Source organism: Ralstonia pickettii (assembly GCF_016466415.2).
In the GTDB taxonomy this organism is placed as follows: Bacteria; Pseudomonadota; Gammaproteobacteria; order Burkholderiales; family Burkholderiaceae; genus Ralstonia; species Ralstonia pickettii.
This window is the reverse complement of the sequence record NZ_CP066771.1, coordinates 240,637-262,244: the sequence shown is the minus strand read 5'-3', so window position 1 is coordinate 262,244 and position 21,608 is coordinate 240,637. Positions and strand designations below refer to the sequence as shown.

Sequence of the window (21,608 nt, the reverse complement as noted above, 5' to 3'; positions counted from 1 at the left end):
CGCTGGAAACGCACCAGTCGCGCGCGGCGTCCCGAACCTCGCACGCCGAGTTCCGAGCCCCAACCGCCGAGCTAAAAGCCTCACGCGCCGAGTTCCGAGCCTCAACCGCCGAGCTAAAAGCCTCGCGTGCCGAGTTCCGAGCCTCAACCGCCGAGCTGAAAGCCTCGCGCGCCGAGTTCTGAACTCGGAACGCCGAGAAAAAAGCTCGGCGCGTGGAGATCGGAACTCGGAACGCCAGCATGCATCGCTCAACGTTGGCATACCCCTTGCAAGTGTCGCTGCGAAGCCGGTGCCAACGTGGGTACCGGCACGGGACAACGGCGTCCCGATGCACGGCAGCGCGCCCCTCTTTCGGATGGGCGGCGGTCGCGCGTCGGGACGCTTTTTCTTTGGAGCCATGGATGGCCGCGCCAGACAAGACCGACGCTCTCGTCAACCCGATCAACCCGAAGCGCCGCAGCATCATGAAAGCCGCGGCGACGATTGCAGGAGGCAGTGCCGTGGCATTGATCGATCCGCTGGTGCGTGCCGGTGCCTGGGCCGCCGGTTCCGATGCGCCCGAGAAGACGGAGTTGAAGGTCGGCTTCATCCCGCTCACGGACTGTGCCTCGGTGGTCATGTCGTCCACGCTCGGCATCGACAAGAAGTACGGCATCAAGATCACGCCGTCGAAAGAAGCCTCGTGGGCCGGCGTACGCGACAAGCTCGTGTCGGGCGATCTGGATGCGGCGCACGTGCTGTACGGCCTGATCTACGGCGTGCAACTCGGCATTGGCGGCCCCAAAAAAGACATGGCCGTGCTGATGACGCTCAACAACAACGGCCAGGCGATCACGCTGTCGTCCAAGCTCAAGGAAGCGGGCGTCAAGGATGGTGCGTCGTTGAAGGCCGTGATGGCGAAAGACAAGCGCGAATATGTGTTCGCGCAGACCTTCCCGACCGGCACGCATGCGATGTGGCTGTATTACTGGCTGGCCGCGCACGGCATCCACCCGCTGCAGGAAGCGAAGGCGATCACCGTGCCGCCGCCGCAGATGGTGGCCAACATGCGCGTCGGCAACATGGATGGCTACTGCGTGGGCGAGCCGTGGGGTGCCCGCGCGATTGCGGACAACATCGGCTTTACCGCCGAGACAACACAGGCCATCTGGAAAGACCACCCCGAGAAGGTGCTCGGCACCACGGCGGAGTTCGTGCAGAAGTATCCGAACACCGCTCGTGCCCTCACGGCCGCGGTGCTGGAAGCCGGCAAGTTCATCGATGCGTCGGCGTCGAACCGACGCAAGACGGCCGAGACCGTCGCCGCCAAGTCGTACGTCAACACCGACATGGACATCATTCTCGACCGCATGCTGGGCCGCTACACCAATGGCCTGGGCAAGACGTGGGACGACCCCGACCCGATGCGCTTCTATCACGACGGCGCGGTCAACTTCCCGTACTTGTCGGACGGCATGTGGTTCCTCACGCAGCACAAGCGCTGGGGCCTGTTGAAGGCGCATCCGGATTACCTGGCCGTCGCCAAGCAGGTCAACCGCATCGACATCTTCAAGCAGGCGGCAACCGCTACCGGCACGCCGCTGCCCAAGAGCGACATGCGCACGGCCAAGTTGATCGACGGCGTGGTGTGGGATGCGAAGAACCCCGCCGCATATGCAGACGGCTTCAAGCTGAAAGCCTGACGCCTCCGGCCTTCCGAATTTTTGATTGCGGTCCCTCACATCGATGGAGCCCGACATGAACACGCTCGTCAAAACGTTGTCTGGCGTGCAGTCCGACGCCGCCCCGGAGCATCGCCGGTTCGTTGCACGCGACTGGTTTGTCGCTGCCGTGGTGCGCGGCTTTCCGCCCGTTCTGGGCTTGGTGATCTTCGTGCTGGCGTGGCAGGGCATTGCCACGGCCATCCCCGCATTGCCGACACCGGCGGTGACGTGGAAAGCAGCGGTCGCCTTGTTTGCCGATCCGTTCTATCGCAATGGCCCGAATGACCAGGGTGTGGGCTGGAACGTCTTGGCGTCGCTGGCGCGCGTGGGAGCGGGCTTCGGCATGGCGGCAGTTGTCGGCATTCCGGCGGGCTTCCTCATCGGGCGCTTTGCGTTTCTCAATGCGATGGCCTCGCCCATCATCAGCCTGCTGCGGCCGGTGTCGCCGCTGGCGTGGCTGCCGATCGGGCTGCTGCTGTTCAAATCGGCCAACCCGGCGGCCATCTGGGCGATCTTCATCTGCTCGATCTGGCCGATGGTGATCAACACTGCCGTGGGCGTGACGCGCGTGCCGCAGGACTACCTGAACGTGGCCCGTGTGCTGAATCTCTCCGAATGGAAGGTGTTCACGCGCGTGCTGTTTCCCGCCGTGCTGCCGTACATGCTGACGGGCGTGCGGCTGTCCATCGGCACGGCATGGCTGGTGATCGTGGCGGCGGAGATGCTCACCGGCGGCGTCGGCATCGGCTTCTGGCTGTGGGATGAGTGGAACAACCTGAAGGTCGAGCACATCGTCATCGCCATCTTCGTGATTGGTGTGGTGGGCTTGCTGCTCGAGCATGCGCTGCTGGCGATTGCGCGGCGCTTCTCGTACGACGCGGTTTGAGGACATTGGGGGAGCGCCATGACAGACAAATTCTTGCGCATTGAAAACGTCGGGCAGACGTTCAAGACCAAGCGCGGTCCGTTCGTCGCCCTGCGCGATATCGACCTGACGGTGGCGCACGGTGAGTGCATCGCGCTCATCGGACACTCGGGCTGCGGTAAGTCGACGTTGCTCAATCTCATTGCCGGCCTCACGCGACCGACCACGGGTGGGTTGATTCTGGCCGAGCGGGAGATTGCCGGGCCGGGGCCGGATCGCGCGGTGGTGTTTCAGAACCATTCGCTGCTGCCGTGGCTCACGTGCTTTGACAACGTGTATCTCGCCGTCGAGCGCGTCTTCGGCAAAACCGAGGCGAAGTCACAACTGCGTGAACGTACGCATGCGGCGCTGGCGTTGGTGGGGCTCACACATGCCGAGCAGAAGCATCCGCATGAAATCTCGGGCGGGATGAAGCAGCGCGTGGGCATTGCGCGGGCGTTGTCCATGGAGCCGAAGGTGCTGCTGATGGATGAGCCCTTTGGCGCGCTGGATGCACTCACGCGGGCGCATCTGCAGGACGAGCTGCTGAAGATCGTGGCGGCGACCGGCAGCACGGTGGTGATGGTGACCCACGATGTGGATGAAGCGGTGCTGCTGGCGGATCGCATCGTGATGATGACGAATGGGCCGGCTGCCACGATTGGCGAAGTGTTGACGGTGGATTTGCCGCGGCCGCGGGATCGGATGGCGTTGGCGGAGGATCCGACTTATCGCGCTTGCCGGACGGCGGTGTTGGATTTTCTGTATCGGAAGCAGAGGCATCCGGTGGCGGAGGCGGCCTGAATTTTTGTGTTTTGCTTGTTGGTTTTGACGTTGGTGGTTGGCCTCTGTTTCGTCCCCTGCCGGGGCCGACTCACTTTCTTTGTCTTGCTGTATGGACCGGGGACATAGGTGACAGGTGTGCGAGGACATGGTTGACACATGTCAGCAGTCATCGGGCAGGTTCAGATCGATACGGCCAAGGTGTTGGTGAACGAAGTACAGATCGAATTGATCCCTGTGTTTAGGGTCGGGGCGCAATGCCACCGGCAAGCCGTGCAGGGCATTGGAGAGCTTGAAGCGCCAACTCCTGAAGCGTAGCTCCCCATTCCATCCGACGTTGAGGACGATGTCCTGCGGGCTGTACTCGATCGGTGCCAACGTAGACGGATACGGTCGCGGGCTGGGCCGGTAGCGTGTGATGGGCGTGGCCAGGTCGATGGCCTGGTGCGGGCGCTCGCAGTTATAGACGGTGCGCCAAGCATCCAGCGCGTGCTGGACCGCGTCGCAAGAGGCGAAGTAGCGCCCGGCCAGGGCCTCGGCCTTGAGCGTGCGGTGGAAGCGCTCGTCCTTGCCGTTGGTCTGCGGGTGGGCGGGGCGGCTGTAGCTCAGGCGCACACCGAGGCGGATGAGCCAGACGCCCAGGCCCGTGAGTTGCCCCGGCCGGGTGGGACTGCCCCAAGGTGCGCCGTTATCGGCGTTGATGCGCAGCGGCAGCCCATAGCGCTCGAAGGCCTGGCGCAAGTGACGCTGCACGACCGCGCTCTGCGTCTGCGTGCAGGCCGCCAGCACCAGGTTGAAGCGGGAGTGATCGTCGATCACGGTCAGCGGCGAGCAGCGCTGGCCGTCGGCCAACGCGAACCCGCCCTTGAAATCCATCTGCCAGAGTTGGTTCGGTTCAGCGTGCTCAAAGCGCTGCCAGGGCGTGGAGGCGTCTGAGGCTTCGGGTGCAATCAACCCATACCGATGCAGGATGGAGGTCACGGTGCTGGGCGCCGGTACATCACTCCAGCCCAAGTCGGCCAAGCGGCGGCTGATCTTGCGCCCGCCCCACGCAGGATGCTGCTGGCGTAACGCGATGACGGCCTGTTCAAGCTCGGCCTCGGTACGCATCGGGCTGTGCGAGGGACGGCGCGTCCGGTCAGCCAGTCCGGCGTCCCCCGACTCAACGTAACGAGCCAGCCACTTGTAGCCGGTTTGCGGGCTGATGCCGAACCGCCGACACAGCTCGCGCCGGTTACAGCCTTCCTGCCGGGCCAATAGAACGAATTCCTGACGAAGGCTCATGGTGTCTCGTGTGCTCCAGGGCATGGCCTGACCTCCGAGCGAATGTGCCGCTCAAAGTGTCAACCATGTCCTCGCACACCTGTCACCTATGTCCCCGGTCCATACATCTTGCCAAAGAAAGTAAGCAAAGAAAGGCGCGCCCGAGATGGCGAAAGACTCCTTGAATTTCTGTCGCAGGGAGGGATGGGAGGCAAACTCGCTTCGCTCAGACAGGCCTCCCCTCTTTTTCCTCCCTGCGACAGAAATTCAAGGCGCCATCTAGGGCAAGGGAAAAGCACACCATCTTTTGCCAGCGCGCCACTTCGTGTTACAGGCCGAACCCGTCGTTCGGTGTCCGTCGTTCGTCGTCCATCGCTCTGCACTGAGCGCGAGTTTCAGCGCTCACATCGGCACGCCAACGGTGTGGCCGTTGACGTTCCTGCCCTAGATGGCGCCTTGAATTTGTGTAAGCGGGCGGAAAAAAGAAGGAGGCCTGTCTGAGCGCAGCGAGTTTGCCTCCTTCTCCGCCCGGTTACAGAAATTCAAGGAGGAAGTCGCCATCTCGGGCGCGCCTTTCTTTGGTTACTTTCTTTGGCAAGACAAAGAAAGTGACTCAGCCCCGGCAGGGGATGAAACAACGGATGCACCACCAACAAAAACCAACCCAACCCCAACGCTAGCGCCAGCGCAAACCCCAGCGCTATGATCAAACCCAAGCAAACACCCCCACCACATCCTGATGCCCGCTCCCCCCATCCTCCCCGCCACCGCGACTGAAGACGCCTTCGCCAATGGCCCCTTCCCCGCTGCCCGCTTCATCAAAGAAATCGGCCGCGGCGCAGACGGCGCTCGCGCGCTGGTCAAGCACGATGCCCGCGCGCTCTTCACCGCCATGCTGGAAAGCCGCATCTCCGACGTGCAGCTCGGCGCCATCCTCATGGCCTACCGCATCAAGGGGGAGACCCCGGAAGAACTCGACGGCATGCTGGAAGCCACGCATGCGCATTGCCGGCCGCTGCCGGCACCGGACACGCCCGAGCATGCGTTGCCAGTTGTCATCCCCAGCTATAACGGCGCCCGCCGCCAGCCGAACCTGGTGCCGCTGCTGGCCAAGCTGCTGGCGCGCGAAGGTGTGCCGGTGCTGGTGCATGGCATCCGCCGCTTCGACGGCCGCGTCACCACGGCTGCGCTGTTCGAAGCGCTCGGCTGGCCCCTCTGCGAACACATGGACGACGCCCGCGAGCGCCTGGAGCGCGATCGCCTGGCCTATGTGCCGATCGACGTGCTCTCTCCCGAACTGACGGCACTGCTGGATAAGCGCGAGATCGTCGGGCTGCGCAATTCGGCCCACACAGTGGTGAAGATGCTGCAGCCCATTGGTGGGCACGCGCCCCACGAGGCGCTACGGCTGGTCAGCTACACGCACCCGGAATACCGCGACACGCTCACCGATTACTTCCTGCGCCATCCGGCCAATGTGCTGCTGGCGCGTGGCACCGAGGGCGAGGCGGTGGCCGATGCGCGGCGCGGCAGCGCGGTGGAGTGGCTGCACGACGGCGCGCACGAAGCGGTGATCGAAGCGGTGGAAGGTTCGAGCGACGCACCGCCTGAGCTGCCCGTGGGGACAGACGTGGCGGCAACGGCGCGGTGGATCGAGGCGGTGCTCGAAGGCAAGCAGCCGGTGCCGGAGCCGATCGCCAAGCAGGTCCGCGCGATCGTGCGCTGCGCACGACCGGCGCAGGCTGCCTGAGCGATCGCCGGTCTTACTTGGACGGCAGCGGAATGCGCTCCGTTTCGCCCGGCACGTGGGCGAAGGCGTCGGCCTCCCAGCGCTGCTTGGCGTCTTCAATTTCGGCCTTATCGCTGGCGACGAAGTTCCAGTAGATGTGGCGGTGGCCGTCGGTCGGGTCGCCGCCCAGCAGCATCACGCGGGACGACACCTGGGCGGTGAGCGTCACGTCGCCGCCGGGTTCCAGCACGGCAAGGTGGTGCGGGTCGAGCGCCTCGCCGTCGATGGTGACGGCGCCCTCGACCAGATACAGGCCGCGGTCTGCATGCTCGGGCGGAATCACCAGCGATGCACCGGCCGCCAGTTCCAGCGCCACATACAGCGTGCGCGAACTCACCTTCACCGGCGACGTCAGCCCGAACGCATCTCCCGCGATGACCACGCCCTGCACGCCGGGGCACTCCAGCTTGGGCAGCGTCTCGGCCGCATGGTGCGCGAAGCTGGCGTTGACCTTTTCCTGGTCCTTCGGCAGCGCCACCCAGGTCTGGATGCCGTGCATGCGCGCGCCCTTTTCACGCCCTTCCGGCGACGAGCGCTCGGAATGGACGATGCCGTTGCCGGCCGTCATCCAGTTCACGTCGCCGGGCGTGATGGTCTGCACGCTGCCGAGGCTGTCGCGGTGGACCATGCTGCCGTCGAACAGATACGTGACGGTGGCCAGCCCGATGTGCGGGTGGGGGCGCACGTCGATGCCCTCGCCGGGGGCGAAATCCACCGGGCCCATGTGGTCGAAGAAGATGAACGGGCCCACCGTCTGGCGCGCGGCCGAGGGCAGCACGCGCTTGACCGAGAAACCGCCGAGGTCCCGCACGTGCGGGCCAATGATGTGCTGAATGGACGTCATGGTGAAAGCTCCTCAGGCGCGCTCGGCAAGCTCGGTGTCGACGCTGATCTCGACCTCGGTCATCAGCTTGTGAATGGGGCATTTACCGGCCACGCGCAGGAGGTCGGCGCGCTGCTCGTCGCTCAGGTCGCCGTGCAGGGTCAGCACCGTGCGCAGCTTGTAGCGGCCCTGACGCTCCTGGGTGCCGTCGTGCTCGACGACAACGTCGATCGAATCGAGCGGGTACTTGCGCTGGCGCGCATACAGCGTGACGGTCAGTGCCTTGCAGCTTGCCAGGGCCGCGTCAAAGTAGGCGTGGGGGTCGGGCGCGCTGCCCTCGCCTGTCGGCTTGGGCACATCGGTATAGGTGACGCCTTCGGGAAAGGTGACTTTGTGGCGAAAAAGGCCTTCGGTGTCCTTGCTGACGACGATGCTCATTGACGGCTCCTGTAGCGATTTCTGCGATGTCCGGGCAGTGTAGCCAACTTGCGTGACGGCACGGGAGAAGACCCGACGTGCGTCGCGCATCGCTTTCACGGGCGCTTCGATCACTCGACATTGCAGACATGGCAATTCGGCCCACCCATTGGGGTGGAAACGCTCAAGCGGCGCGGTTTTCCGCCGATCTTCCGGTTAGAAGACATCCGCCCAGAAACCGCCCCGCTTACTCGTCACCTGCATGGTTCCTCGCCGGCCGCTTGTCGCCATTGCCGGCGGCATCGGCTTCCTCCTCGTCCTTGTTGGGCTGACCGTGATGGTCGGCTGGCTGCGGCATTGGCCGTGGGCAGTGAAGCTCGGCAGCGATCGGCTGCTGATCGTGTTCGCCACCGGCGTCAACCTGACCCTGCTTGGCGCGGGGCTGGCTGCGCTGCTCGTCGGGACGGTACGGCCGAAAGTGCGCTGGGCAGATCCGGTGGCCCGGGGGCTGGGCGGCGTGGTGGCGGTGCTGTCCACGCTGCGGCTGGCCGAGATGCTCACGGGATGGCCGATCGGGCTGGACTTTCCGGGCGTGCACACATGGCTGGACCGCCAATGGGTGACCGGTTGGATCGGCGGCATGCACCCCAGCCACGCGCTGGCGATGGCCGCATCGGCGACGGCCCTGAGCCTTGTGCCGACGTTGCGCAAACCGCACCGCGCGCGGTGGTTCTGGGGCTTGGTCGGCCTGGCGATGCTGCTCTGCGCGGGCGACCTGCTTGGCCGCGCCATGGCGCTCGAATATCTGTACCCGGCGTGGTTGGTGTGGCGCGCCTCGGACGTAGCGGCCATCTGCACGCTGCTGGTGGTCATGGGCGTGCTGTGCGTTGCGGTAGTCCGGCAGCCGGGCGTGTTGCGCCTGCGCTTGTCGCCGGAAGACACCATCGTGTGGATCAGCGGCGGCTGCGTGGTACTTGCAGGCCTGGGAGCGACCATCACGGCGTTCATCATCCAGGTGGACAGCGTCGGCCTGACATTCGGCACCGCGCGGGCGCGGGCGCTCTCCAGCTACGCAGAAGAGTTCGATCAACTGCTGGCCATGCGCGCGGAAAACCCGCGCCTGGTGGCCGCCGCCACGCACATCCAGGAAGTGCTGCGCCATCCCACCGACAATGCGGCGCGCCTGCGCAGCGAGAGCGCGCTGCAGGCGTATCGCCAGCAAGGGTACTCGTACCTGCAACTGCGTACGCTGGCGGGAGAGGGCATCGTCAGTCTCGGCACGCAAACGCTTGAGCCCGAACTGTCGATTCGGCTGCACGCCGGCCTCGCGCCCGAGCGCGTCACGCTGCAATGGGTACACGGATTTGCCATGCGCACAGAAACGCCTGTCATGGCAGACGGCATGCAGATCGGCTTGCTGGTCGCAGAGCAACCGCTCGCCCACATGACCGCGCGCTACGCCAACGAGCGCGGCATCGGAAAGACCGAAACGCTGGCGATGTCGGGCTTTGATGTGCGCGGCCGCGCCATGTCGTTTCCGCAGCGCTTCGATGCGTACGTGTTCGAGTTGCCGGCTCTTACGGTCGACCGCCGGCCGCTGCCGTCGCGCCTGGCGCTATCGGGCGAGGCAGGCTACGGCCAGTGGCAGGACATCCACGGCATGCCGACATCGTTCAGCTACACGCCCATCGGCCACACGGGCCTGGCGCTGATCAGCAAGATCGCGAGCGCCGAGCTGTACGCCCCGATGCGCGTGCAGTTCGAGCGGCTCGGCGCCTTCATGCTGTGCCTGATGATCGCCAGCGTGCTGGTCATCCGTCTGACGGTGCGGCCATTTGCCAACCGGCTGGCCGCGTCCGAACGCGCGCTGCGCACCGCAAACGAAAGCCTGGAACGCCGCCGTGATGCCCTGCGCGCGAGCCGCGAACAACTGCGCCTAGTGGCCGACAACGTGCCCGCGCAGCTCAGCTACGTCGACTCCGACGGCATCGTCCGCTTTGCCAGCCGCACCCTGCTCGAAGCCTTCGGCCGCCGCGAGGACGAGATGCTCGATCACCACGTGCGCGACATCTACGCCCCCGAGGACTATCGCGCGCTGCTGCCTTACATGACCGAGGTGCTGGCCGGGTACCCGGTGCAATTCGAGATCCAGTCGATGCGCACCGGCGTGCCCCGCTACCTGAGCGGTCATTACTTTCCTGACTACGACGATCGCGGCACACTGCGGGGCTATTTCTCCGTGCTGCAGGATCTGACGTCCCGCACCACTGCCGAGCTGGCTCTGGCGCGCAGTGAACGGGCGCTCAAGCTGGTGCTCGACAACGCGCCGCTGCTGGTCTCGCACATCAACCCGGATGGCGTCTTCACCTTCTGCAACGTCACGCACGCACGTTGGCTGCAGCGCACCCCGGAGGAAGTTTGTGGCCAGACGCCGGAACGGGTCTTCACGCCGAGCACGTACGCGCTGATCGCACCGTATCTCGCGCGCGCCCAGCGAGGAGAATCGGTCCAATTCGAGATCACCGCGCCGTGGTACGAAAGACCGTCTGCCAGCGGTCTGCGCAGCCGCACACGACACCTCCGGGGCCAACTCGTCCCCGATGCCGGAGAAGCGCAGGACGGCCGCTGCGGTTTCTACGCCTTCGTGCAGGACGTGACCGAAGCCAAGCGCAGCGAGATGGAGCTTTCCCGCATGGCGCGCTTTGATGCGCTGACGGGCCTGCCTAACCGTTATGAGCTGTACGAGCGGCTGCGCGCAGCGCTGGAGCGCCGTCAGCGGCTGCCTGCGCCGTTGGGGGTGCTGTACCTGGACGTCGACCACTTCAAGCACATCAACGACACCTACGGCCACGCCGCCGGCGATGCAGTGCTGGTGGAAGTCGCGCACCGGCTTCAACGCGCCGTGCGCCGCAGCGACACCGTCGCCCGCCTCGCAGGTGACGAATTCATCATCCTGCTGGACCCCATCGACGCCCCGGATGATGCGCTGCACACCGCTCAGAAAATCGTCGGTGCAATCCGACCGCCCATCACCCTGCGGGGCGACACGATCCTGCACGTCACCACGAGCGTCGGTGTTGCCTGTCCCGGCCCCGAAGTACGTGAACCCGACACCGCTTTACGGGAAGCGGATCGCGCACTTTACTGGGCCAAGTCTCGCGGTCGAAACACGGCGGCGTAGTCGAGAACCGATGCCGTCAGCGACGGTCTATGAATGGGTGCGCTGCTCCTATTGCTGCGGCGCAAACATCACGCTATCAAGCAAGCCCGACGATTTACGGGAACTATCAAACAGGCAAAAATGTCCTATTAGCACTCTTCCGGTCGGAGTGCTAAGATGCCTTTCCAAACCTCCACTGGATTTCGACAGGAGTCCTGAGTGAACGCAGTCATCCCCGTGAATACCGTTTCCGCAATCGCCACCCAGCCGTCCGGCAACGCCGGCAATGGATGGGCGCTGGCGTTCCCCGGCAACCTGGGCAACATCGACGCTTATATCCAGAGCGTCAACCGTGTGCCAATGCTGTCGGCTGAAGAAGAACAACGCCTGGCCCGCGAATATCGCGACAACGACAATCTTGACGCCGCCCGCCGCCTGGTGCTCTCGCACCTGCGTCTGGTCGTGTCGATTGCGCGCGGCTACCTGGGCTACGGCCTGCCGCATGCCGACCTCATCCAGGAAGGCAACATTGGCCTGATGAAGGCTGTCAAGCGCTTCGACCCCGATCAGGGCGTGCGTCTCGTTTCGTACGCGATGCACTGGATCAAGGCCGAGATGCACGAGTACATCTTGAAGAACTGGCGCATGGTGAAGGTGGCCACCACCAAGGCCCAGCGCAAGCTGTTCTTCAACCTGCGCAGCCACAAGCAGGATGCGCAGGCGACCTTCACGTCGGACGAGATCGACGCGGTAGCGGCCGAACTCAACGTCAAGGGCACGGAAGTGCGCGAGATGGAGACCCGTCTCTCGGGCGGCGACATCGCGCTGGAAGGCCAGATGGACGACGGCGAAGAGTCGTACGCCCCCATCGCCTACCTGGCTGATACGCACAACGAGCCGACCCGCGTGATCGAAGCGCGCAGCAACGACCGCATGCAAAGCGAAGGCATTGAAGCCGCCCTCGCCAAGCTGGATGACCGCAGCCGCCGCATCATCGAAGCCCGCTGGCTGAACGTGAACGACGACGGATCGGGTGGCTCGACGCTGCACGAGCTGGCCGACGAGTTTGGCGTGTCGGCTGAGCGCATTCGCCAGATCGAATCGGCCGCGATGAAGAAGATGAAGGGTGCGCTGCAGGCTTTTGCCTAAGCTGCCGCCTCGCCATAAAAAAGCCCGCCAGGTTGGCGGGCTTTTTCTTTGGGCGGCAGCCGGAGATCAGTCGGCCAGCAGTTGCTTGATATCGTGTGCAATCGGCTCAGGCCCCTGGCCGTGCTTGATGAACAAGCGCAGGTTGCCCTTTGGATCAAACATGTAGCTGCCGGCGGTGTGGTCCATGGTGTAGTTGTCGGGCGAGCTGCCCGGCACCTTGCTGTAGAACACCTTGAAGTCGGACGCGACCTTCTTCAGTTCTGCCTCATTGGCCGGACGCAGGCCGATGAAGCGCGGATCGAATGCGGGCGCGTACTTGGCCAGCAGGTCTTGCGTGTCACGCTCCGGGTCGACGGTGACGAACAGCACCTGGACGCGGTCGGCATCCTTGCCGAGGGTCTCCATCACGGCGCGCAGTTCAGCCAGCGTGGTCGGGCAGACATCGGGGCAATGCGTGTAACCGAAAAACATGACGACGACCTTGCCGCGGAAATCTTCGAGCGTGCGGCGCTTGCCGGTGTGATCGGTCAACGAGAAATCGGTGCCGAAGCTTTTGGATCCGGTGATGTCGAGGTTCTTGAAGGCGGGCTTGTCGCTGCACGCCGCGAGCGCCAGCACGGCGACGGCCAGCATGGCGAACAGCGCGGCGCGGAAGTGTCGGAAAGAGAGCATGGTCATCGTGTTGGAAACAGACCGCCTAGCGTAACGCCAACGGCACATGCCTGCTGGCGCCCCTGTGCGTCACAGCGCCGCGCTTTGCGTGAGCGCCGGCCCGAACTTGAAGTAGTGGTCCACCAGCAGCGCGGCAAACAAAATCGACAGATAGATGATCGAGTAGCGGAAAGTCTTCTGCGCCAGTGCGTCGGAATACTTGCGGTACATGCGCCACGCATACGAGAGGAAGCCGAAGCCCAGCACCAGCGCGGTCACCAGGTAGATGTAGCCGCTCATGCCGTAGACGAACGGCAGGATGGTCGCGGCAATCATGATGAGCGTGTACAGCAGGATGTGCAGTAGCGTGTATTTCTCGCCGTGCGTGATCGGCAGCATCGGCAGGCCCGACTTGGCGTAGTCGGCGCGGCGGTACAGCGCGAGTGCCCAGAAGTGCGGCGGCGTCCAGGTAAAGATGATGAGCACCAGGATCCACGCCTCGGCCGGCACGCTGTTGGCCACGGCCGCCCAGCCCAGCGCCGGAGGCATCGCGCCCGAGAGGCCGCCGATGACAATGTTCTGTGGCGTGGCGGGCTTGAGCAGCAGTGTGTAGATGATCGCGTAGCCGATGAAGGTGGCGAACGTCAGCCACATCGTGAGGTCGTTGGCGAATACGTGCAGCGTCCACATGCCCGCGCCGCCCAGCACCACCGAGAACACCAGGATCTGCCGCGTGCCCAGTTCACCGCTTGCCGACGGGCGCCAGGCCGTGCGGCGCATCATTGCATCGATCTTGCGCTCGACCAGGCAGTTGATGGCGAAAGCAGCGCCGGCGAACAGCCAGATGCCGACCGCGCCGCCGATCAGCACCGACCACGGGACCATGCCCGGCGTGGCCAGGAACATGCCGATCACGGCGCAGAACACGGCGAGCTGCGTGACGCGCGGCTTGGTCAGCGCCGCATACTGCGATGCGGTCGTCCGCCAGCCAGGAAGTTGAGTGGAAGTTGTTGGGGTTGCCACGGTATTCATAAAAAACGGTCAGACGGCATTCAGACGACGGCAGCCGCCACAGGCATCGGCGCCCGCGCCTGCGCGAGCCCGATCAGGTAATGCAGACGCACCATCAGCAACAGCAGCACGGCCGCGCCGCCGTTGTGCGCCACGGCGGCCAGCAGCGGCCACCCCAGCACGATGTTCGAAAGCCCGGTCGCCAATTGCACGGCCAGCACGACGAGCAGCACCGTCGCGACACGGCCGATGCCGTTGATGCGACGTGCGCGTACGCCAAGCCACGCCAGGTAGCTCAGCACGACGACGGCAAACACGCGGTGCGTCCAATGGATGGCGACCAGCGCGTCGTGCGAGATGAAATCGCCGCCGGCGGTCTTGCCGAGCTGGCGCCAGAATGAGAAGCCGTGTGCAAAGTCCATCGGCGGAACCCACTGGCCGTTGCACAGCGGAAAATCGGTACAGGCCAGCACAGCGTAGTTCGTGCTGACCCAGCCACCCAGGGCAATCTGCACAACGAGCAGCACGAGCCCGATGGCCGCCGCCATGCGCAACGAGGCGCCGCGCTCATCGACCGCACGCGGCGCGTCGTTCTTGCAGCCGAGCCAGATCAGCGCGGCCAGCAGCGACATGCCGAGCAGCAAGTGAGTCACCACGATGGCCGGCTGCAGCTTGAGCGTGACCGTCCACGCGCCAAAGGCGCCTTGCACACACACCAGCGCCAGCACCGCCGTTGCATACCAGGGCGACTGCTTCAGTTCCTTGCGCTTGACCCACGCCAGCACCACCAGCGTGATGATCAGCACGCCCAACGCAAGCGCGAAGTAGCGATGCGTCATCTCGATCCATGCTTTCATCCACGTGACGGGGCCGCTCGGCATGGCGGCCTGTGCGGCATGGATGTCGTCACGGGCGTGGAACGGGTTGGAGGTGCCGTAGCAGCCCGGCCAATCCGGGCAACCGAGGCCTGAATCCGTCAGACGCGTGAAGCTGCCGAACATGATCAAGTCCAGCGTGAGGAAAGCGGTGATCCACACCAGCTTGCGATACTTGTTGCGATCCCCTTTGACCAGCACGTAACAGAGTGGGATCAGCGCGATCAGGATGCCAATGGAAGCAAGTTGCAGCAGCATGGCTTATCCGATGCGCGAATACTTCAAGAGCCGCGTCATGTCTGCGCGCACCTTCTTCGGATCCGGATCTTTCGGGAACTGCATCATCAGGTTGCCGAGCGGATCGACCAGGAAGAGGTGGTCTGTGGGCGGCGTCTTGCCGTCGGCAAGCCAGTTCTTAGGCAGATCGGGCGCGCGCAGGAAGCGCACGGCACCGTAATCGTCGTTGTAAGCCTTGATGAGGCGCGGGTCGATCTCCCCCCGGTCGGTCACCAGCCAGACGGGGACGATGCGGTCGCGGTCCGGGCCCTGGCCGATGCGCAGCTGGCGCATGGTGAACAGCTTGCGCGCGCAGTTGTCGTCGCAAGCGCTGCCATCCACGGACACCATCAGCCATTTGCCCTTGAGGCTGGCAAGCGGCACTTCAGCGCCGTGCTCGTCCTGCACCATCAGGCCGGTCGGCACAGGGCGCTGCGGATCGACCAGCGCGCCATACGCCGCCTTGCCGCCGGCCGGGGTGAAGACGTAATACGCAAGGTACGACGCGATCACCGGAGAGGCGCACACCAGCAGCAGGAACAGCATCATCAAGCGGCCGCGGCGCGTGCGCGCGTCGATGCGCGGGTCTTCGGACGCCCCGAGTGTGCCGGGCGCGCCGGGTGCAGATTCCTGATTCACCATGTGATTCCCAATACATTCAGCTGCGGCACTAGGCCGCAACGCAAGTTCGTGTTCAGGCGGGCTCGGAGCGGCCCGCCAAGCGGCGATAACGCCGCACGCTGTAAAAGACCATCAGTCCAAGCACTGCCGCCGCCATCGCAAACCATTGGAACGCGTAGCCGTAATTGCGCTCGGCGCCCAGGTCTGCGCGCGGCCAATCGCGCAACAGGCCGTCCTCCACGTCGGATTGCTGCTGCACCACGAACGGTTGCAGCGGCACGCCGATTTCGCGCGAGAAAGCGTCGAGGTCGATATTCTGCCTAAGTCGCTGGCCGACTTCATCCGCGCCGGCCTTGCTGCCCAGACTGAAGACCCGGCTGGCATGTGGCACCGCCATCCCTTCGACCTGCACTTCGCCCGCCGGCGTGGTGTACGGCGCGATGCGCGTGCGGTCTGCCGGATCACGCGGCAGCCAGCCTCGATCGACCAGCACGGCGCGCCCGCCCGCACCTTCCAGCCTCAGCGGGATGAGCACCTCGAAACCCGGGCGCGATACGTCGTTGGTGACGTGCGGGCGGTTCTCGAGCAGCACCGTGTGCGCCACGTCGAACGTTCCACGCAGCAGCACCGGCCTGTACATTACTGAATCTGCTGTCACGGGCTGAGCTGTGATGCGCTGGGCGGGCGCATTTTCCAGCGCCATGATGCGGGCCTGGCGCTCGATGCGCTCGTGCGCACGCGAAAGCTGCCAACGCCCCAGCGAGCACGTCAGCGCAATCAGCGCCACACCTGCCAACATCGGCACAGGCGCAAACCAGCGTCGCATCGGTACGCGCTCGGTCATTGCGCGGCCTCGGTGAGATAATGCCCGGCGGCCATTTCCAACCCGTCATTGCCCAACCGGCAGCCCTCCATGCGCATCGTCGTTGCCATTGCGTTTCTGCTGATCCTCGGGAGCCTTGCCTCCGCGCTGTTCTTCCTGATGCGCGACAAGGGCCACAGCAACCGGACCGTGCGATCCTTGATGTTCCGCGTCGGTTTCTCGATCGCGCTGTTCATCTTCATCCTCGTCGCGAACCGGCTGGGGTGGATCCACAGCACCGGCATCCAATTCGGCCAGTAGCCACGGCAAATCCCTCACGCCAGAAAAACGAAAACGCCGCAGCGGTGTCCCGTCTGCGGCATTGTCGTCGCCGGCCGTTGGCCAGGTCGGGGAGCGACGCTTCGCCGCCCCCACCCGATGCTGTCTTACAGCCAGTACACCACCACGTACAAGCCGAGCCACACCACGTCCACGAAGTGCCAGTACCACGCAGCGCCTTCAAAAGCGAAGTGATGTTCCGGCGTGAAGTGGCCCTTGATCACACGCCCCAGCACCACCGACAGCATGATGGCGCCCATGGTCACGTGGAAGCCGTGGAAGCCCGTCAGCAAGAAGAACGTTGAACCGTAGATGCCCGAGGTCAGCTTCAGGTTCAGTTCGTGATAGGCGTGGATGTATTCGAACGCCTGGAAGCCCATGAACGTGAAGCCCAGGAGGATCGTCAGCAGCAGGCCCTGGATGACCTGGGCACGCTTGCCTTCACGCAGCGCATGGTGTGCCCACGTGAGAGTCACGCCAGAAGTCAGCAGCAGCGCCGTGTTGATCGTCGGAATCGGCCACGGCCCCATCGTTGTGAAGGGCGCTACCGTGCCGGCCGGTCCGGCGTTCGGCCACAGCGCGTTGAAGTCGGGCCACAGCAGCTTGTTGTTCAGATCGCCCAGCCACGGCATGGCGATCGTTCGGGCATAGAACAGCGCGCCGAAGAACGCCGCGAAGAACATCACTTCCGAGAAGATGAACCAGCTCATCGACCAGCGGAACGAGGCATCCACGCGGTCGCCGTACTTGCCGGTCTCGGATTCGGAGATGGCGTCCGCAAACCACGCGCGCAGCACAAAGAGGAACCACAGCAGGCCGACCAGGAACGTCCACGGGGCCCACGGCTGGGCATTCACCCATGCAGCGGAGCTCAACAGCACGATCAGCAGGCCGAGGCTTGCCGTAATCGGATGCCGCGAGGGCCCGGGCACGAAGTAGTACGGAGCGTTTGCTCGATTCGCACTCATCTCTTTTTCTCCAGCTCTATTTTTTTAAGAATCCACTCGATGTTGCCCGGCCCGTGCTGCAGGGCCGTCTCCTCAACCTTCTGAACCGTCAACCGACAACTGCCCGCACGATCAACAGCAGCACGACGATGAACATGATCGCCGCCAAAATGCCCGCGATAATCACGTGCACCGGATTCAACTGCGCCATGTCACGGTCGTGATCGCGGCCTTTGCGCACCCCGAAGAAGGACCAGAACACCGCCTTCATCGTCTGTGCGAATGATGCGCGCCGCTTGGTCGCTTCCTTCAGGTCGTCCATGTCCTCACGTTCCCTTGTTCGGCATCGCCGGCGCAATGACCGACGGCGCGTGGATTTCAAAGAAAGTGTAGGACAGAGTGATCGTCTTCACGTCCTTGGGAAGATCCGGATCAATCACAAACACCACCGGCATCTCGCGTGACTCGTTGGCCGTCAGCGTCTGCTGCTTGAAACAGAAGCACTCGATCTTCTTGAAGAACTCGGTTGCCTGCTTGGGCGCGTAACTCGGGATGGCCTGGGCCTCGACCGTACGCCCCTCCTTGTTCACCACCTCGTAGACGATCTGGCTGATCTCGCCGGGGTGCACATCCATGCTGTTCTTGACCGGGCGGAAGCGGAACGGCCCCTGGCTGTTCGAATCGAATTCCACCGTGATGGTGCGCGTCTTGTCGACCTGCGAGTTGCGCAGCGCGCCGCCGTCCTCATCACGCGTGTTCAGCACGTTGATGTTCGTGATCTCGCAGATCTTCTTGTACAGCGGCACCATCGCGTAGCCGAAGCCAAACATGATCACGACCACGACGGCCAGCTTGCCGAGCATCGAGCGGTTCAGACCGCGCTCCAGCGCTTTGTCGTTTTGGGTCGGATCCGGCTGCGCCGGTGTGTGGCTCATAGAGGTCTCGCGAAATCTCGGTTCAGCGACCAGCGCGTCGCTTGCCCGGCTAGCCGCCGAACACCACGCGCTTGAAAATCACACCCAGAAAGAAAACCAGCGCGATCGTGCCGAGGATGAATCCCAGGCGACGGTTGGCAGCGCGTTGCTCGGGCGTTGGGCTTTTTTCTGGATTCGACATCGTTGTCCGGAGGATCGCGGAGCTGGCACTCGCCTGCCCCGCGACACCTGCATTACTTCACGTGCGGTGGTTCTTCAAAGGTGTGGAACGGTGCCGGCGACGGCACGGTCCACTCCAGGCCTTCCGCGCCATCCCACGGCTTGTCGGCGGCCTTCTCGCCACCGCGGTACGACGGCAGCACCACGAAGAAGAAGAAATACACCTGCATCAAGCCGAAACCCAGTGCACCGATCGACGCGACGGCGTTGAAATCGGCGAACTGCTGCGGGTAATCCGCATAGCGGCGCGGCATACCGGCCAGGCCCAGGAAGTGCATCGGGAAGAACGTGAGGTTGAAGGTGATCATCGAACCCCAGAAGTGGATCTTGCCGCGCGTCTCGCTGTACATGTAGCCCGACCACTTCGGACCCCAGTAGTAGAAGCCCGCGAACAGCGCGAACAGCGAGCCGGCCACCAGCACGTAGTGGAAGTGCGCCACCACGTAATACGTGTCCTGCAGCTGGATGTCGATCGGGGCTACGGCCAGGATCAGGCCCGTGAAGCCGCCCACCGTGAACACGAAAATGAAGCCAATGGCAAACAGCATCGGCGTCTCGAACGTCATCGAGCCGCGCCACATCGTGGCCACCCAGTTGAAGATCTTCACGCCGGTCGGCACCGCGATCAGCATCGTCGCGTACATGAAGAACAGCTGACCAGTGACGGGCATGCCGGTCGTGAACATGTGGTGCGCCCACACGATGAACGACAGGATGGCGATCGACGCCGTGGCGTACACCATCGAGCTGTAGCCGAACAGGGGCTTGCGCGCGAAGGCCGGCACGATCTGGCTGATGATGCCGAACGCCGGCAAGATCATGATGTACACCTCGGGGTGTCCGAAGAACCAGAAGATGTGCTGGTACATCACCGGATCACCGCCGCCTGCTGCGGAGAAGAAGCTCGTGCCGAAGTGGCGGTCGGTCAGCACCATGGTGATCGCCCCCGCCAGCACCGGCATCACGGCGATCAGCAGGTATGCCGTGATGAGCCACGTCCAGCAGAACATGGGCATCTTCATCAGCGTCATGCCGGGCGCGCGCATGTTGAGGATGGTCACGATGATGTTGATCGCGCCCATGATCGACGATGCGCCCATGATGTGGATCGCGAAGATCGCCATGTCCATGCCGGGGCCCATCTGCACCGACAGCGGCGCATAGAGCGTCCAGCCGGCCGCCGTGGCGCCGCCCGGTGCGAAGAACGAGCCCACCAGCAGCAGCGCCGCAGGCGGCAGCAACCAGAAGCTGAAGTTGTTCATCCGCGCGAAGGCCATGTCGGACGCACCCACCTGCAGCGGGATCATCCAGTTCGCAAAGCCCACGAAGGCCGGCATGATGGCGCCGAACACCATGATCAGGCCGTGCAGCGTGGTGAACTGGTTGAACAGCTCCGGATGGAAGAATTGCAGGCCGGGCTGGAACAGCTCAAGGCGGATCAGCAGGGCCAGCGTGCCGCCCGAGAGCAGCATCATGAAAGAGAACAGCAGGTACAGCGTACCGATGTCCTTGTGGTTGGTCGCGAACAGCCAACGGCGCCAGCCGTGCGGATGGTCGTGCGCGTGGTCGTCTCCGTGACCGTGCGCGTGATCTTGCGGGTGCGTAACAGCGGTGCTCATCGAGGAACTCCTAGGTTCGGTTCGTCACGCAGACGATCAATCAGCCAGCGTTGCGGTCTTCGGCCGCATTCGCTTGTTTGGACGCCACCTTACCGGCGGATTCAGTTGCAGCGGTCTTGGCAGCCCCACCTTCGGGCATCTTGCCGCCGCGCGCATCCTTCACTTGCGTCGGCTGCAGCAGGTCACCGGTATGGTTGCCCCAGTTGTTGCGCTCGTAGGTTACGACGGCAGCGATTTCGACATCGTTCAGCGCCGAAGCCCAGGGCGGCATGGCGCCCTTGCCGTGCAGCACGATGCCAACGTGGTCGGCCAGCGGGCCATTGGCGATCTTCGAACCATCGAGCGCCGGGAACGGACCACCACCCTTGCCGTTCGGCTGGTGGCACACCGCGCAGTTGGCGGTGTAGACCTTCTCGCCGCGCGACTTCAGCTCTTCCAGCGTGTAGGTCTTGTTCGGGTCATCGGCCTTGGCGGCCATTTCCTTCTTCTTGCCGTCGACCCACTTGGTGTAGTCGTCCTGCGAGAGCACACGCACGACGATCGGCATGAAGGCGTGTTCCTTGCCGCAAAGCTCAGCGCACTGCCCGCGATAGATGCCCACCTTCTCGGCCTTGAACCATGCGTCGCGCACGAAGCCCGGAATCGCATCCTGCTTCACGCCGAACGCCGGGATCATCCACGAGTGGATCACGTCGTTGGCGGTCGTGACGATGCGCACCTTGCGGTTGACCGGCACGACCAGCTCGTTGTCGACTTCGATCAGGTACGTGTTCGACTTGGGCGCCTGGTTGTTGATCTGGTCGCGCGGCGTGGTGAGCGTGGAGAGGAACGAGATGCCCTCGCCTTCGCCCTTCAGATAGTCGTAACCCCACTTCCACTGGTAGCCGGTGGCTTTGATGGTGAGGTCGGAATTGGTGGTGTCCTTCATTGCGACCACGGCCTTGGTGGCCGGCAGCGCCATCCCGATCACGATCAGGAACGGCACAATGGTCCAGATGATTTCAACCGTGGTGCTTTCGTGGAACGTCGCCGGTTTGTGGCCGACCGACTTACGGTGCTTGAAAATGGAGTAGAACATCACCCCGAACACACCGATGAAGATCACGATACAGATGATCAGCATCATCCAGTGCAGCCAATGGATCTCGGCGGCGATCTTGGTGACCGGTGGCGCGAGATTGAGTTGCCGCACTGCGGGGCCGCCCGGCATGTCTTCCACTGCCAGGGCCGTTTGACTGAGGGCGAGGAGGGAGCCTGCCGCCAGCAAACTTGCCAATGTCTTATTCAACATTTTCATTTTTTATCTACCCAATTGACAGATT

Annotated in this window: 21 protein-coding genes; 7 read left to right on the top strand and 14 right to left on the bottom strand. The window is 63.9% G+C overall.

Features of this window, described 5'->3' with window-relative positions; genetic code table 11:
• Positions 1-401: 401 nt before the first annotated feature.
• The 3 genes from RP6297_RS01220 to RP6297_RS01210 are packed head-to-tail and all read left to right on the top strand — an operon-like array spanning position 402 to position 3,411.
• On the top strand, positions 402-1,682 hold the full coding sequence (locus tag RP6297_RS01220; RefSeq protein WP_037027702.1) for a CmpA/NrtA family ABC transporter substrate-binding protein: 1,281 nt from the start codon (positions 402-404) through the stop codon (positions 1,680-1,682).
• Positions 1,683-1,737: 55 nt separating this feature from the next.
• Positions 1,738-2,589 (top strand): nitrate ABC transporter permease, encoded by an 852-nt coding sequence (gene ntrB, locus RP6297_RS01215; RefSeq protein ID WP_037027701.1) that lies wholly within the window; start codon positions 1,738-1,740, stop codon positions 2,587-2,589.
• An 18-nt stretch (positions 2,590-2,607) separates the two neighbouring features.
• Positions 2,608-3,411, top strand: coding sequence for an ABC transporter ATP-binding protein (locus tag RP6297_RS01210; RefSeq protein WP_037027699.1), 804 nt, complete (start codon positions 2,608-2,610; stop codon positions 3,409-3,411).
• A gap of 141 nt (positions 3,412-3,552) precedes the next feature.
• On the opposite strand, the gene RP6297_RS01205 is transcribed toward RP6297_RS01210, so the two are convergent.
• Positions 3,553-4,698, bottom strand: a complete 1,146-nt coding sequence (locus RP6297_RS01205) for an IS481 family transposase (RefSeq protein WP_009239574.1) — start codon at positions 4,696-4,698, stop codon at positions 3,553-3,555.
• 694 nt (positions 4,699-5,392) lie between these two features.
• Between RP6297_RS01205 and ybiB the strand changes: the two genes are divergently transcribed.
• Complete coding sequence (gene ybiB / locus RP6297_RS01200; RefSeq protein ID WP_037027872.1) at positions 5,393-6,403, top strand: DNA-binding protein YbiB; 1,011 nt, start codon at positions 5,393-5,395, stop codon at positions 6,401-6,403.
• Between the two features lie 13 nt (positions 6,404-6,416).
• Here ybiB and RP6297_RS01195 read toward each other — a convergent pair whose 3' ends face one another.
• A complete protein-coding gene (locus tag RP6297_RS01195; protein ID WP_037027871.1) occupies positions 6,417-7,286 on the bottom strand; it encodes a pirin family protein in 870 nt (289 codons plus the stop codon).
• 12 nt (positions 7,287-7,298) lie between these two features.
• A complete protein-coding gene (locus tag RP6297_RS01190; RefSeq protein ID WP_037027870.1) occupies positions 7,299-7,703 on the bottom strand; it encodes an OsmC family protein in 405 nt (134 codons plus the stop codon).
• Between the two features lie 241 nt (positions 7,704-7,944).
• Between RP6297_RS01190 and RP6297_RS01185 the strand changes: the two genes are divergently transcribed.
• Together RP6297_RS01185 and rpoH are read left to right on the top strand one after the other, a co-directional pair.
• A complete protein-coding gene (locus RP6297_RS01185) occupies positions 7,945-10,863 on the top strand; it encodes a sensor domain-containing diguanylate cyclase (protein ID WP_037027868.1) in 2,919 nt (972 codons plus the stop codon).
• A gap of 234 nt (positions 10,864-11,097) precedes the next feature.
• Positions 11,098-11,991: an RNA polymerase sigma factor RpoH gene (rpoH, locus tag RP6297_RS01180; protein WP_369812435.1), complete on the top strand. Its 894-nt coding sequence runs from the start codon at positions 11,098-11,100 to the stop codon at positions 11,989-11,991.
• Between the two features lie 66 nt (positions 11,992-12,057).
• On the opposite strand, the gene RP6297_RS01175 is transcribed toward rpoH, so the two are convergent.
• The 5 genes from RP6297_RS01175 to RP6297_RS01155 form a co-directional block, all read right to left on the bottom strand.
• Complete coding sequence (locus RP6297_RS01175; protein ID WP_037028755.1) at positions 12,058-12,663, bottom strand: SCO family protein; 606 nt, start codon at positions 12,661-12,663, stop codon at positions 12,058-12,060.
• A 69-nt stretch (positions 12,664-12,732) separates the two neighbouring features.
• The gene (gene cyoE / locus RP6297_RS01170; RefSeq protein ID WP_012761063.1) at positions 12,733-13,674 is read right to left on the bottom strand and encodes a heme o synthase; all 942 of its coding nucleotides are present in this window, start codon (positions 13,672-13,674) and stop codon (positions 12,733-12,735) included.
• 20 nt (positions 13,675-13,694) lie between these two features.
• Entirely contained in the window at positions 13,695-14,786 is a 1,092-nt protein-coding gene (locus tag RP6297_RS01165) for a COX15/CtaA family protein (protein WP_037027865.1), read from the bottom strand.
• Between the two features lie 3 nt (positions 14,787-14,789).
• Positions 14,790-15,446, bottom strand: coding sequence for an SCO family protein (locus tag RP6297_RS01160; RefSeq protein ID WP_037027863.1), 657 nt, complete (start codon positions 15,444-15,446; stop codon positions 14,790-14,792).
• Positions 15,447-15,498: 52 nt separating this feature from the next.
• Complete coding sequence (locus RP6297_RS01155) at positions 15,499-16,269, bottom strand: SURF1 family protein (protein ID WP_037027861.1); 771 nt, start codon at positions 16,267-16,269, stop codon at positions 15,499-15,501.
• A 69-nt stretch (positions 16,270-16,338) separates the two neighbouring features.
• On the opposite strand from RP6297_RS01155, the gene RP6297_RS01150 reads away from it, so the two are divergent.
• On the top strand, positions 16,339-16,548 hold the full coding sequence (locus tag RP6297_RS01150; RefSeq protein ID WP_004633471.1) for a twin transmembrane helix small protein: 210 nt from the start codon (positions 16,339-16,341) through the stop codon (positions 16,546-16,548).
• Positions 16,549-16,673: 125 nt separating this feature from the next.
• Here RP6297_RS01150 and RP6297_RS01145 read toward each other — a convergent pair whose 3' ends face one another.
• The 6 genes from RP6297_RS01145 to coxB all read right to left on the bottom strand — a co-directional run bounded on the left by RP6297_RS01145 (position 16,674) and on the right by coxB (position 21,583).
• On the bottom strand, positions 16,674-17,534 hold the full coding sequence (locus tag RP6297_RS01145; RefSeq protein WP_012761058.1) for a cytochrome c oxidase subunit 3: 861 nt from the start codon (positions 17,532-17,534) through the stop codon (positions 16,674-16,676).
• 88 nt (positions 17,535-17,622) lie between these two features.
• Positions 17,623-17,835 carry a DUF2970 domain-containing protein gene (locus RP6297_RS01140; protein ID WP_037027860.1) on the bottom strand — a complete coding sequence of 71 codons (213 nt, stop codon included), beginning with the start codon at positions 17,833-17,835 and terminating at the stop codon, positions 17,623-17,625.
• Between the two features lie 4 nt (positions 17,836-17,839).
• The gene (locus tag RP6297_RS01135; protein WP_037027859.1) at positions 17,840-18,448 is read right to left on the bottom strand and encodes a cytochrome c oxidase assembly protein; all 609 of its coding nucleotides are present in this window, start codon (positions 18,446-18,448) and stop codon (positions 17,840-17,842) included.
• 49 nt (positions 18,449-18,497) lie between these two features.
• Positions 18,498-18,629, bottom strand: coding sequence for a cytochrome oxidase small assembly protein (locus RP6297_RS01130; RefSeq protein WP_012761055.1), 132 nt, complete (start codon positions 18,627-18,629; stop codon positions 18,498-18,500).
• A gap of 52 nt (positions 18,630-18,681) precedes the next feature.
• A complete protein-coding gene (gene ctaD / locus RP6297_RS01125; protein ID WP_012761054.1) occupies positions 18,682-20,286 on the bottom strand; it encodes a cytochrome c oxidase subunit I in 1,605 nt (534 codons plus the stop codon).
• 40 nt (positions 20,287-20,326) lie between these two features.
• Positions 20,327-21,583: a cytochrome c oxidase subunit II gene (gene coxB, locus RP6297_RS01120; protein WP_012761053.1), complete on the bottom strand. Its 1,257-nt coding sequence runs from the start codon at positions 21,581-21,583 to the stop codon at positions 20,327-20,329.
• Positions 21,584-21,608: the final 25 nt, after the last annotated feature.

Excerpts from the sequence above, each read along its gene's own strand:
- RP6297_RS01220 (WP_037027702.1), top strand. The coding sequence starts at position 402 with ATGGCCGCGCCAGACAAGACCGACGCTCTCGTCAACCCGATCAACCCG.
- ntrB (WP_037027701.1), top strand. The coding sequence starts at position 1,738 with ATGAACACGCTCGTCAAAACGTTGTCTGGCGTGCAGTCCGACGCCGCC.
- RP6297_RS01210 (WP_037027699.1), top strand. The coding sequence starts at position 2,608 with ATGACAGACAAATTCTTGCGCATTGAAAACGTCGGGCAGACGTTCAAG.
- RP6297_RS01205 (WP_009239574.1), bottom strand. The coding sequence starts at position 4,698 with ATGCCCTGGAGCACACGAGACACCATGAGCCTTCGTCAGGAATTCGTT.
- ybiB (WP_037027872.1), top strand. The coding sequence starts at position 5,393 with ATGCCCGCTCCCCCCATCCTCCCCGCCACCGCGACTGAAGACGCCTTC.
- RP6297_RS01195 (WP_037027871.1), bottom strand. The coding sequence starts at position 7,286 with ATGACGTCCATTCAGCACATCATTGGCCCGCACGTGCGGGACCTCGGC.
- RP6297_RS01190 (WP_037027870.1), bottom strand. The coding sequence starts at position 7,703 with ATGAGCATCGTCGTCAGCAAGGACACCGAAGGCCTTTTTCGCCACAAA.
- RP6297_RS01185 (WP_037027868.1), top strand. The coding sequence starts at position 7,945 with ATGGTTCCTCGCCGGCCGCTTGTCGCCATTGCCGGCGGCATCGGCTTC.
- RP6297_RS01175 (WP_037028755.1), bottom strand. The coding sequence starts at position 12,663 with ATGCTCTCTTTCCGACACTTCCGCGCCGCGCTGTTCGCCATGCTGGCC.
- cyoE (WP_012761063.1), bottom strand. The coding sequence starts at position 13,674 with ATGAATACCGTGGCAACCCCAACAACTTCCACTCAACTTCCTGGCTGG.
- RP6297_RS01165 (WP_037027865.1), bottom strand. The coding sequence starts at position 14,786 with ATGCTGCTGCAACTTGCTTCCATTGGCATCCTGATCGCGCTGATCCCA.
- RP6297_RS01160 (WP_037027863.1), bottom strand. The coding sequence starts at position 15,446 with ATGGTGAATCAGGAATCTGCACCCGGCGCGCCCGGCACACTCGGGGCG.
- RP6297_RS01155 (WP_037027861.1), bottom strand. The coding sequence starts at position 16,269 with ATGACCGAGCGCGTACCGATGCGACGCTGGTTTGCGCCTGTGCCGATG.
- RP6297_RS01150 (WP_004633471.1), top strand. The coding sequence starts at position 16,339 with ATGCGCATCGTCGTTGCCATTGCGTTTCTGCTGATCCTCGGGAGCCTT.
- RP6297_RS01145 (WP_012761058.1), bottom strand. The coding sequence starts at position 17,534 with ATGAGTGCGAATCGAGCAAACGCTCCGTACTACTTCGTGCCCGGGCCC.
- RP6297_RS01140 (WP_037027860.1), bottom strand. The coding sequence starts at position 17,835 with ATGGACGACCTGAAGGAAGCGACCAAGCGGCGCGCATCATTCGCACAG.
- RP6297_RS01135 (WP_037027859.1), bottom strand. The coding sequence starts at position 18,448 with ATGAGCCACACACCGGCGCAGCCGGATCCGACCCAAAACGACAAAGCG.
- RP6297_RS01130 (WP_012761055.1), bottom strand. The coding sequence starts at position 18,629 with ATGTCGAATCCAGAAAAAAGCCCAACGCCCGAGCAACGCGCTGCCAAC.
- ctaD (WP_012761054.1), bottom strand. The coding sequence starts at position 20,286 with ATGAGCACCGCTGTTACGCACCCGCAAGATCACGCGCACGGTCACGGA.
- coxB (WP_012761053.1), bottom strand. The coding sequence starts at position 21,583 with ATGAAAATGTTGAATAAGACATTGGCAAGTTTGCTGGCGGCAGGCTCC.